This is a genomic window from Kitasatospora sp. NPDC127035, from assembly GCF_042726075.1.
GTDB lineage: Bacteria > Actinomycetota > Actinomycetes > Streptomycetales > Streptomycetaceae > Kitasatospora.
On the sequence record NZ_JBHXDN010000096.1, the window covers coordinates 18,828 to 29,549 of the forward strand.

At 72.7% G+C, this 10,722-nt stretch carries 6 protein-coding genes; 3 read left to right on the top strand and 3 right to left on the bottom strand.

From position 1 onward, the window contains the following. Positions 1 to 60 precede the first annotated feature (60 nt). From ACFWIC_RS37905 to ACFWIC_RS37915, 3 genes are all read right to left on the bottom strand, one after another. Positions 61 to 5,352, bottom strand: coding sequence for an SDR family NAD(P)-dependent oxidoreductase (locus ACFWIC_RS37905; protein WP_380521539.1), 5,292 nt, complete (start codon positions 5,350 to 5,352; stop codon positions 61 to 63). A gap of 11 nt (positions 5,353 to 5,363) precedes the next feature. Beyond that, entirely contained in the window at positions 5,364 to 5,564 is a 201-nt protein-coding gene (locus ACFWIC_RS37910) for a DUF5988 family protein (protein WP_329881386.1), read from the bottom strand. Positions 5,565 to 6,459: 895 nt separating this feature from the next. Beyond that, positions 6,460 to 6,957, bottom strand: coding sequence for an RICIN domain-containing protein (locus ACFWIC_RS37915; protein WP_380361686.1), 498 nt, complete (start codon positions 6,955 to 6,957; stop codon positions 6,460 to 6,462). A gap of 430 nt (positions 6,958 to 7,387) precedes the next feature. Here ACFWIC_RS37915 and ACFWIC_RS37920 point away from each other — a divergent pair, with 430 nt between their 5' ends. Genes ACFWIC_RS37920 through ACFWIC_RS37930 form a run of 3 tightly spaced genes read left to right on the top strand, consistent with a single transcriptional unit; the run spans position 7,388 to position 10,682 of the window. Continuing rightward, positions 7,388 to 8,161 (top strand): (5-formylfuran-3-yl)methyl phosphate synthase, encoded by a 774-nt coding sequence (locus ACFWIC_RS37920; RefSeq protein WP_380521542.1) that lies wholly within the window; start codon positions 7,388 to 7,390, stop codon positions 8,159 to 8,161. An 8-nt stretch (positions 8,162 to 8,169) separates the two neighbouring features. Beyond that, on the top strand, positions 8,170 to 9,567 hold the full coding sequence (locus ACFWIC_RS37925; RefSeq protein ID WP_380521544.1) for an aldehyde dehydrogenase family protein: 1,398 nt from the start codon (positions 8,170 to 8,172) through the stop codon (positions 9,565 to 9,567). After that, positions 9,567 to 10,682 carry an NAD(P)-dependent alcohol dehydrogenase gene (locus ACFWIC_RS37930; RefSeq protein WP_380521546.1) on the top strand — a complete coding sequence of 372 codons (1,116 nt, stop codon included), beginning with the start codon at positions 9,567 to 9,569 and terminating at the stop codon, positions 10,680 to 10,682. The genes ACFWIC_RS37925 and ACFWIC_RS37930 overlap by 1 nt, the downstream gene beginning before the upstream one ends. Positions 10,683 to 10,722: the final 40 nt, after the last annotated feature.

The following is a 10,722-nucleotide window of genomic DNA, read 5'->3' on the forward strand; positions in this document are numbered from 1 at the left end:
GGGCCTCCGTGGGATCGAGGTGTCCGTACGGCCTGGGCTCGGTGGCCGAGTCGAGGGAGGTCAGGAGCCGGCAGGTTTCGGGTCCTGACCGTCGGCGGCGAGCCCCAGGTGGTCGAGCAGCCAGTCGGCGAGGGCGGCGGCGCTGGGTTTGACCCAGATCACACCTGGCTTCATCTCGGTGCGCAGGGCGCGCTGGAGGCGCTGCTGGAGCTGGACGGCGCCGAGGGAGTCGAGTCCGAGCGAGACCATGCCGGTGTGCGGGCCGATGTGGTGCGTTGTTCGGCCGAGCAGGTCGCGGACGGTCTCGATGACGAAGGCCACCAGGAGTTCCCGGCGCTGCGACGGGTCGCCCGAAGCCAGGAGCCGGGCGCGGATGTCCGTCGCGTCGTCCATGGTGTCGTCGGGGAGGAGGAGCGGGGCGAGGAGGACGGACGAGCGCAGGGCCGGGTAGGGGGCGGTCCACCGGTCGGGATCCAGGGGGGAGTAGGCGACCTGCCGGTGTCCGGCGCTCAGAATGCGTTCGAGGGCTTCGATGCCGTCGGCGGGCGTGATGGTGAGGAATCCGCGGTCGGCCAGGTGCCGGCCGCGGCCGACGTCGCTCCAGGCGCCCCATTGGATCGCGGTGGCGGGCAGGCCGTGGTGGAGACGATGCGCCACGAGGCCGTCGAGGAAGGCGTTGGCGGCGCTGTAGGCGGCCTGTCCCGGCGAGCCGATGAGCGAGGCGACGGAGGAGTAGACGACGAAGTGGTCGAGATCGGTCTGCTCGGTGGCGCGGTGAAGGGCCCAGGCACCTTCGGCCTTGCCGCGCCAGACGCGTTCCAGGAGCCGGTCGTCGAGGTTGGCGACGGTAGCGTCCTCGACGACCCCGGCTGCGTGGAACACCCCGCGCAGTGTGCCGCCGCCCCTGCCTGCTGCCGTGACCGCCCGTGCGGTGACGGCGGGGTCGGCGATGTCGCCGCGGACGACGACGACATCGCTGCCCGTCGCCCGCAGGGCCTGAAGCTTCACCCTGGTCCGGTCCGTGGGCGTGGAGCGGGCGTTGACGACGATCCGGCCCGCACCGTGCCGGGCGAGCCATTCGACGGTGAGCAGGCCCAGACCGCCCAGGCCGCCGGTGACGAGGTAGGCCGCTCCGGGGCGTACCGGTGGCGGGGCGGTCCGCGCGGTGTCCGGTCCGGCGAGCACCTGGGCGGTGCACCGCCCGTGTGGCAGCAGCGCGGTCTCGGTGAGGAGCTGCCGGTCGTCGAGCAGTTCCGCCACGATGTCCGCGTGCGGAGTCGTTCCCTCCGTGAACTCCAGCACGCTGGGCCATAGTTCGGGGTGCTCGTAGGCCAGAGTTCGGAAGAGTCCGCGCACGGCGGCCGTGGACAGCGGAGACCGGCCCGCGCGGCTGAGGGCCCACAGTCGGGGCGGGTGGTCCCACTGCGAGAGCCGTCGGACGAGGGTGACGGCGTGCGAGATCAAGGTGCGACTGGAGTCCGCAGGGCTCTCACCGGGTCGCTCGTCGCCCAGCGCGAGGACGACTCCTGAGCATCGGGGCGGTGCGGTCGGGTCGCCGAGGGCGCTGGACAGCGACTGGTGGCGGCAGCCTGCCGTTCGGGCGTCGAGCTGCGCGGCGAGCTCGGTGGACCAGGCGGTGTCCTCGGCGGCGAGCAGGGTCCATGTGCCATCGGTGGCACGGGGCCGGTCCCCGGGCGCGGCGGCGGGGACCCACTCCTGGTGGGAGAGGCGGGCGGTGAAACGCTCGGTGGGCGAGGTGACGTTGCGGACCCGCAGGCCGCGGATCTCGGCGACCACGGTGCCGTCGGCGGTGGCCAGCCGGGCGGAGGCCGTGCAGCCCAGGTCGTCGGCCTCGTGCAGACGGACAGCGGCTCGCCGGGTGTGGGCGGTCGGTCCGAAGACCCGGACCCGCTCGAAGCCGGTGACCACCACCGGGCCGGGGGTGAGGGTGTGGTGGGCGAGCCAGACCGCGACGGCGCTCTGCACCACCTGGTCGGCGAGGGCGGGGTGCAGGGACATCGGCCAGGCGGAGACTCTCGCGCTCTCGTGCGTGCGCAGCCGGGCGACGGCCAGATCGTCGGCAGGGTGCACCTGGACGCGGTCGATGGCGGTGAAGGCAGGGCCGTGGACGACGCTGTGCTTGTCCCTGAACGTCCGGTGCAGTGCGGCGACTTCGCTGTCCTGCCAGCCGTCTGGATCGAGCTCGGCGGGGGTGAGGGCCGAGGGGCTGTCGTGCTCGGGCAACGCACGTACGGTGCCGCGCGCGTGCACGACGACGCCACCGGTGTCGCCTGCGGTCACGATCTCGACGAGGGCGGTGTCACCGGTGCGGACCAGCCGGGTGGTGACCAGCGGCTCCGGATCGAGGATGAGCGGTGTCAGCACGCTGACACCGCTGGTCTCGACACGGTCGCTGCCGTACAGGCGGACGGCGGCGGCCAGCATCATCTCGACCATCCCGGTGCCGGGCAGCACGGGGACGTCCGCCACCCGGTGGTCGTCGAGCCAGGGGAGCCGGACCGGGCTGACGGGGGTCTGCCACAGGTACCGTTCGGTGTGGTCCGGGTCGTGGACGAAGCCGCCGAGAAGCGGATGCTGCGTCGCGGCGACCAGTTGCGGGGCGACGAGCCGGTAGGGGGCGGTGTCGCCGCCGTGGCGGGTGCGGTGCCAGGCGATGCCGGGCACCTCGGCCAGCCGGCCGGGGCCGTAGCGGGTGGAGAAGTCGATGCCGTCGTAGCCGGCGGCCAGAAGGCGGCCGAGGTGGGTGAGGAAGGCGTCCTGGTCCTCCTCGCCCTGTTGCAGACTGCCGAGGGCGACGGCATCGTGGACGCCGTCATGGCGGGCGGTGTCCAGGACGGGCCGGACCGCCAGGGGATGGGCGGTGCATTCGATGAACAGCCGGTGGCCGTCGGCCAGGGCCGCCGAAACGGCGGTGTGGAAGCGGACGGTCTCGCGCTGGTTGCGCACCCAGTACGCGGCGTCCAGCAGTCCGGGCTCGCGCGGGTCGTGGGCGACCGTGGAGTAGAAGGTGAGTGCGGGCCGGGCCGGGGGCAGATCGGCGAGGGCGGTGCGCAGCTCGTCGAGGACGGGATCCACCTGGGGTGAGTGTGATGCCACGTCGACGTCGATCCGTCTCACCACGACGCCGGCGGCCTCCCACCGCGCGGTCAGGGCGGCGATCTCGGCACTGTCGCCGGAGACGACGGTGCTGCCCGGGGAGGTGAGCACCCCCAGCGCAACCCCGGAGGCGCCGGCTTCGTCGATCGCGGCCCGCACGTCGTCGGCGCCGAGCATCACCGAGGCCATCGCCCCGCCGGAGACGGCGGCCAGCAGCGAGGAGCGCCGGCAGATGAGCCGTACCCCGTCCGGCAGGCTCAGCCCGCCCGCCACCACCACCGCGGCGACCTCGCCCAGCGACTGCCCGATCACGGCCACCGGTTCGATCCCCCAGGACCGCCACAGCCGGGCGAGGGCGACATGGACGGCGAAGAGGGTGGGCTGGATGCGCGACAGTCCCACCAGTTGCTCGGGACGGTCGATCATCTCGCGCAGGGAGAAGCCGGCCTCCCGGAGGACGAGCCCTTCCATCTCCTCTATCGCGGCCCGGAAGGCCGCTTCGCCGTGCAGCAGTGCCTGGCACATTCCGGCTCGCTGGGAGCCCTGCCCGGTGAAGACGAAGACCGGCCCCGGGTGTGAAGGCGGTAGCTCGGGCACTCCCGACGCCACACCCGCCGTTGGCCGGCCTTCGACGAACGCGCGTGCCCGCGTGGCCAGTTCGTGGTGATGGCGGGCGACGATGCCCAGACGGTGGTCCATGGGCGAACGGCGCATCGTGAGTGTGTGCGCGATGTCCAGCAGGGGGACGGCGGCCCCCTCGTCCTCCGCCCAGTCCGCCAGCCGGGCGGCGGCCAGGGCGAGCGACTGCGGTGATGTGCCCGACACCGGGATCAGGAAGGCTCCCGCACTGCCGTCCGTGTCGCCCGGCGCGCTCGGGTCCTGGGCACCGGCCGGGCCGCTCCGGCTGCGCGACGAGGTCGGGCGGGTAGGTCGGGGCAGCGGCGGAGCGGCCTCCAGCACGAGGTGGGCGTTGGTGCCGGTGACCCCGTACGAACACACCGCCGCCAGCCTCGTACCGTCCTCGACGGGCCACAGGGTGAGCTCGGTCGGCACGAACAGCCTGGACCGGCCGTCGCGCGGGATCGCGGGGTTCCACTCCCGGAAGTTGAGGTTGGGCGGGATCACACCTCGCCGCAGGCATTCGAGGGCCTTGATGGTTCCGGCGATGCCGGACACCGGTTCCGAGTGCCCGATGTTGGTCTTGACCGACCCGAGCGCACAGCGACCCCTCCCTCGGCCGTAGACGGCGTCGATCGAGGTGTACTCCACGGGGTCGCCCACAGCGGTCCCGGGCCCGTGCGCCTCCACCAACCCGACCTCACCAGGGTCGATACCGGCCTTCTCCACAGCCTCCCGGAACAGCCTCTGCTGCATCAGCGTGGACGGCGCGGTCAACCGGCCGGACTGGCCGTCGTTGTTGACCGCGCTGCCCCGTATCACGGCGAGCACCCGGTCCCCGTCCCTGCGCGCGTCCGCCAGCCGCCGGAGGACGAGTACCCCGGCGCCCTCGCCGCGCACATACCCGTCGGCCCGTGCGTCGAAGGCGTAGCACGCCCCGCGTTGCGACAGGAGCAGCGGGGCCTCGCAGTACTGCGTCTCGGGCGAGACCATCAGCAGCACGGCCCCCGCGAGCGCCGTGTCGCACTCCCCCAGGGTCAGGGCCCCGCATGCGGCGTCCACCGCCACCAGCCCGGACGAGCAGTGGGTGCTCACCACCATCACCGGCCCGCGGAGGTCCATCGCGAACGCCACCCGGCCGGCGGCGCCGGCGGCGAAGTTCCCGAAGAGATAAGGACTGTTGGGCGCGTCCTCGACCGGGCGGGCCTCCCGGAACAGGTTGTCCGGCGCGTACGTGCCCACGTACACACCCGTCCGTGACCCGCGTACCCGCGCCATCGGGAGTCCGGCATGCTCGACCGCCTCCCAGGCGACCTCCGCGAGCAACCTGAACTGCGGATCCACCCATCGCTGCTCGGCCGGCGCCACCGACAGCGCTACCGGATCCCACGCCCAGATGTCGCCGTCCAGGAAGCAGCCCAGACCGGCCCTGGCCGCGTCGTCGGGATCGTGGCAGGCCGCCAGCCGCGCCGCCCTCCACCGTCCCGCGGGCACCGGACCGACCGTCTGGTGACCGGCGGCCGCCAGACGCCACAGCCCGGTCGGGGACTCCACACCGCCCGGGAACCTGCATCCGACCCCGACGATCGCGATGGGTTCCGCACTCGATGCCGACATGGCTCCGCCCGCTACTCTGCGATCGCGGTGCTGTAGCGCCACTGGAACACCGGCACCTGTCGGCCTTCGACCGTCTCGACCTCTCCGGTCCGTTCGAAGTGGAGGTGATGTCCGTAGTACGTCACGACGGCCGTCTCCGACGTCTCGTCGATCGCGGCCTGCTGTACGTGGTGGAGCCCGTCCGGCCCACCTCTGAGAATGATTGTGACCATGGCATGGATCCCTTTTCGCCGACGGCAGGCAACTGAGGCGCCGTTTGCCGCTGACGTGACGCGATGGAGGGAATGCGGATCGGGGTCACAGGCCCCGCATGTGCTTCCGGATCGCCGACGATCACGGAAGAAGACCGAGTCATCCGGGCCTGAGCACCCTGGGAGCGACCCAGGAGCCGACAGCCGTGGAGGTATTTCTCATCAGCACTGGCTGTTGCCCGGTGCCCCACACTGAACTACAACACCGATGAGCCGTCAACAGCCCTACAGAGAAAAGAATGTGGACGCAGCCGGCAGTGGGGCGCGAAACCCCTCTCCGAGTGAATCGCGCGCCCCCGCCGACGGGCGGGCAGAGCGCGAGCACGGCGAACGGGCCACCGGGCAGGACATCCGCCTCACCCGGCCTGGCCTCGATCCCCGGCGTCGACCAGTCCCACCCGCCGGGCCTGCGCGTCAGTCGCAGGGCAGCTTCTGGTGCTACGCCGCCGGGCTACCTCGCCCGTCGCCGAGCACCGGCACGAGCAGGAGGCGCGTTCGCCCTCCGCCGGTCCGGGGCCGTCCGGTAGGAGATCATGGGTGAGGGCGCCAGGGCGTGCCACGAAGGACTTCCGCTCGTGTCTCGCCCCGTCCGGGCGCGGCGTGCCGAAGCCATCGCCGCTCGGCGGGCCGACGCCGACCCCCCGACCGTCGGCAAGAGGCTCGCCGCCGAGCCCGGCATCAACAGGTTCGACGTCGCGGGCCGGGGGCTGTTCGCGGCCCGCGTCGGTGGTGGGCTCACCGGTAGGGGCGTCAGCTTGTCAGGACGGGACCAAGGGGTCGGCACCGTCCTTCGGTGAACCTGACCTCAACAGCCCTGCTCTGTCGGGAGATCCGAGAGACAGCACCTGACCTGACGCTACCGCCAAGCCTGTGTGGGGGAGCGGTTGCAGTCCCATTGGGTGACGACAACGCCGTTCTGCTGGGAGCCGCCCCTGATTTCCAGGCACCGGCGCGAGTTCAGATTCCCGAGATTGCCGGTCTGCCAGTCCCAGAACCACTTCTGGGTGTCTGAGCCGTTGCAGTCCCACTGATTGGCGCCGGCGCCGTTCGCCTTGGAGTCACCCCGAATCTCCAGGCACTTGCCCGAGTTCGCGTTGACAATGGTGCCCCATCCGCTCGGGTTGGAGCTATACCACTTTTGAGTGGCCGAGCCGTTGCACTCCCACTGGTTGGCGCTGGCGCCATTCTCGGTGGAGTCGCCCCAAATCTCCAAACACAGACCCGAGTTGCCATTCCTCCAAGTGAAGGGCCCTGCCGAGGTCGCGGCACTGGCGGACGGTGCGCTTGCAACGACCATGATCATGATTGCTCCGGCTGCCAGTGCCGTCGTTCCCTTGCTGATGCGAAGATCCACAGTTCTCCCCAGTTCTCCCCAGGCCGGTGGTAGCCCAAAGCTTCCCCCCTGGGGCTCGGCTGAACGGTTCGGTTGCAAAGTGGCTCGAAAACATGACCGCCGCCCGGCGTTTGTCTTGAACGGATTTCACCGGAAGCCGGTTCCGGGAATGGGGTCGCCGCGTCGGGATCTCGGCCCGCGCGGCCGGTCGAGCAGTGGCGTCGGCGAGGGCTTGGAGGGCTGGTCGGTGGGGTGGGCCGACGGGGACTGCTCGACCGTGTCGAACGTGTGTGTACGGCGCACGGTGGTGCGGGGCGCGCCGGGGCGGTGATCCGCTCGGGTTTCGCGCGCCCTACCGACGACTGCGCGCCGCAGTGATGATGAACGGACTGTCAGACCGCGAGTGATCCGAATGGCCCCGTGCCCCTGCCCTCCGGCAGGTGCGCGGGCGATGGAATGGAGTCCCACGGTGTTGCTTCTCATCTCCCCGGACAGCGTCGAGGAAGCCCTCGACTGTGCCAAGGCGGCGGAGTACCTCGACATCGTCGACGTCAAGAAGCCCGACGAGGGCTCGCTCGGCGCCAACTACCCGTGGGTCATCCGGGAGATCCGCGACGCCGTGCCGGCGGACAAGCCGGTGTCCGCCACCGTGGGGGACGTGCCCTACAAGCCCGGCACGGTGGCCCAGGCGGCCCTCGGCGCGGCGGTCTCCGGAGCCACGTACATCAAGGTCGGCCTCTACGGCTGCACCACGCCCACCCAGGCCGTCGAGGTCATGCGCGGGGTCGTCCGAGCCGTGAAGGACTACCGGCCGGACGCGCTCGTCGTCGCCTCGGGCTACGCCGACGCGCACCGGATCGGCTGCGTCAACCCGCTGGCCCTGCCCGACATCGCCCACCGCTCCGGTGCCGACGCGGCCATGCTCGACACCGCGATCAAGGACGGGACGCGGCTCTTCGACCACGTGCCGCCCGACGTCTGCGCGGAGTTCGTCCGGCTGGCCCACCAGGCCGAGCTGCTCGCCGCGCTCGCCGGAAGCGTCAAGGCGGTGGACCTCGGTGAGCTGACCCGCATCGGCACCGACATCGTCGGCGTCCGCGGGGCGGTGTGCGAGGGCGGCGACCGCGACGCCGGGAGGATCCGGCCGCAGCTGGTGGCCGCCTTCCGGGCCGAGATGGACCGGTACGCCCGGGAGCACGCCGTCGCCGTCGCCGCCGCGGGCTGACCGGCGGCATGCCGACCGACGAGGCCGTGCCCTCCACGGGTGACCGGCGCTTCGCCGTCCTCGACCCGGCCACGGGCGAGGCGTTCGACGAGGCCCCCGACCAGCGGCCGGAGGAGGTGGACGCCGCCGTCGACCGGGCCCATCGGGCCTGGCGCGGCTGGCGGGCCGACCCCGCCGCCCGCACCGCCGCGCTGCTCGCGGCGGCCGACGCGGTGGAGTCGGCCGGGCCCGAGCTCGCCCCGCTCCTCACCCGCGAACAGGGCAAGCCCCTGGCCGAGTCGTCCGCGGAGGTCGCCCGTACGGTGGCCCGGCTGCGCTACTTCGCCGAGCTGGACCCGCGGTCCCGGCCGATCACGGACGGCCGGCCGGTGCGCAGCGAGGTCCGCTGGCGACCGCTCGGGCCGGTCGCCGCGATCGTCCCGTGGAACTTCCCGCTCCAACTGGCGTCGGCGAAGATCGCGCCCGCCCTCGCCGCGGGCAACACCATGGTGCTCAAACCCTCCCCGTTCACCCCGCTCGCCACCAGGCTGCTGGGGGAGGTCCTGTCCACCGCGCTCCCGGCGGACGTGCTGACGGTCGTCACCGGCCGCGAACCCCTCGGCGCCCGTCTCGCCTCCCATCCGGGCATCCGGCACGTGACCTTCACCGGCTCGGTCCCCACCGGGCGGGACGTCGCGAGGGGCGCGGCGGCCTCACTGGCCCGGGTCACCCTGGAGCTGGGCGGCAACGACGCCGCGATCCTGCTGGACGACGTGGACGTGGAACGGATCGCGGACCGGCTGTTCTGGGCGGCGTTCCGCAACTGCGGACAGGTCTGCATGGCGGTCAAGCGCGTGTACGCCCCGGTCCGGCTCCACGCGCAGGTGGTCGAGGCCCTCGCCCAGCGGGCGAAGGCCGTCGACGTCGGAGCCGGGACCGACCCGCGCACGCAGCTGGGTCCGGTCAACAACGCGCCCCAGCTGGCCCGGGTCGAGCGCTACACGGCCCGGGCTCTGGCGGACGGCGCCCGCGCCGCGGCCGGCGGCCGGCGACTGGACCGGCCCGGCTACTTCTTCGCGCCGACGATCCTGACCGATGTCCCGCCCGACAGTCCGGTGGTGACGGAGGAGCAGTTCGGACCGGTCCTGCCGGTCCTGCCGTACGGGAGCCTGGACGAGGCCGTCGAGGCGGCCAACGGCACCGGGTACGGGCTGGGCGGCTCGGTGTGGGGGACCGACCTGGACCGGGCCGAGGCGGTGGCCGACCGGCTGGAGTGCGGGACGGCGTGGATCAACCACCACGCGGAGCTGTCCCTCGCGCAGCCCTTCGCGGGCGCCAAGGAGAGCGGCGTGGGCGTCGCGGGCGGGCCGTGGGGGCTCTACGGGAACCTCAGGCCGTTCGTCCTGCACCGTCCGGAGGAGGCGTGATGAGGTTCGACGCCGCGGTGCTGCGCGGGTACGGGGGCCGGTTCGCCGTCGAGGAGGTCGTCCTGGACGGAGGCCCGGCGGACGGCGAGGTCCTCGTCAGGATCGCGGGCTGCGGGATGTGCCGGACGGATCTCGCGGTCCGGCGTTCGGCCGGTCGCTCACCGCTTCCCGCCGTCCTCGGCCACGAGGGGGCCGGGGTCGTGGCGGAGACCGGTGGCCCGGACACCGGCCTGAGTGTCGGCGACCACGTCGTCCTGAGCTTCGACTCGTGCGGGCACTGCCGGAGCTGCAAGGGCGGGGCCCCCGCCTACTGCGACTCCTTCGCCTCGCTCAACCTCTTCGGAGGGCGCGAGGAGAAGGCGGCGCGGTTCACCGACGCGGCCGGGCGCCGGCTGGCCCCCCGCTGGTTCGGCCAGTCCTCGTTCGCCGAGTACGCGATGGTCCCGGCCCGCAACGCCGTCCGGGTCGATCCGCTGCTGCCCGTCGAACTGCTCGGACCGCTCGGCTGCGGCTTCCTCACCGGTGCGGGAGCCGTGCTGAACTCCTTCCGGGCCGGCCCGGGCGACACCCTCGTCGTCCTCGGCGCCGGCGCGGTGGGCCTGGCCGCGGTGATGGCGGCGACCGCCGCGGGGGCGGTGACCGTGGCCGTCGACCGGCATCGCGAACGGCTGGCCCTCGCCGAGCGGTTCGGCGCGTTCCCGCTGCGCACCGCCTCGGCCGGCCTGTCGGGCCCGGCGGACCCGGCGGACCTGCCGGACCGCATCCGGCGGCTGACCGACGGCGGCGCGCAGTTCGCGCTGGACACCACGGCGTCGGCTCCGCTGATCAACGACGCGCTCCGGTCCCTGCGCCCGAACGGCCACCTCGGGCTGGTGGCACGGCTCCACACCCCGTTGCCCCTGGAGCCGGGGACCCTGGACAGGGGCCGGCGGATCTCCCACATCTGCGAAGGGGACGCGGTGCCGGGGCTGCTGATCCCGCGGCTGACCGGGCTGTGGCAGGCCGGTCGGTTCCCCTTCGACCAGCTGATCCGTACGTACCCGCTCGCCGCCGTCAACGAGGCCGAACGCGACTGCGAGGCGGGGCGGGTGGTCAAACCCGTCCTGGTGCCGTAGCGGAGGAGAGGCGGATGAGCGGGGGGCCGTGACAGCGGCC

Excerpts from the sequence above, each read along its gene's own strand:
- ACFWIC_RS37905 (WP_380521539.1), bottom strand. The coding sequence starts at position 5,352 with ATGTCGGCATCGAGTGCGGAACCCATCGCGATCGTCGGGGTCGGATGC.
- ACFWIC_RS37910 (WP_329881386.1), bottom strand. The coding sequence starts at position 5,564 with ATGGTCACAATCATTCTCAGAGGTGGGCCGGACGGGCTCCACCACGTA.
- ACFWIC_RS37920 (WP_380521542.1), top strand. The coding sequence starts at position 7,388 with ATGGAATGGAGTCCCACGGTGTTGCTTCTCATCTCCCCGGACAGCGTC.
- ACFWIC_RS37925 (WP_380521544.1), top strand. The coding sequence starts at position 8,170 with ATGCCGACCGACGAGGCCGTGCCCTCCACGGGTGACCGGCGCTTCGCC.
- ACFWIC_RS37930 (WP_380521546.1), top strand. The coding sequence starts at position 9,567 with ATGAGGTTCGACGCCGCGGTGCTGCGCGGGTACGGGGGCCGGTTCGCC.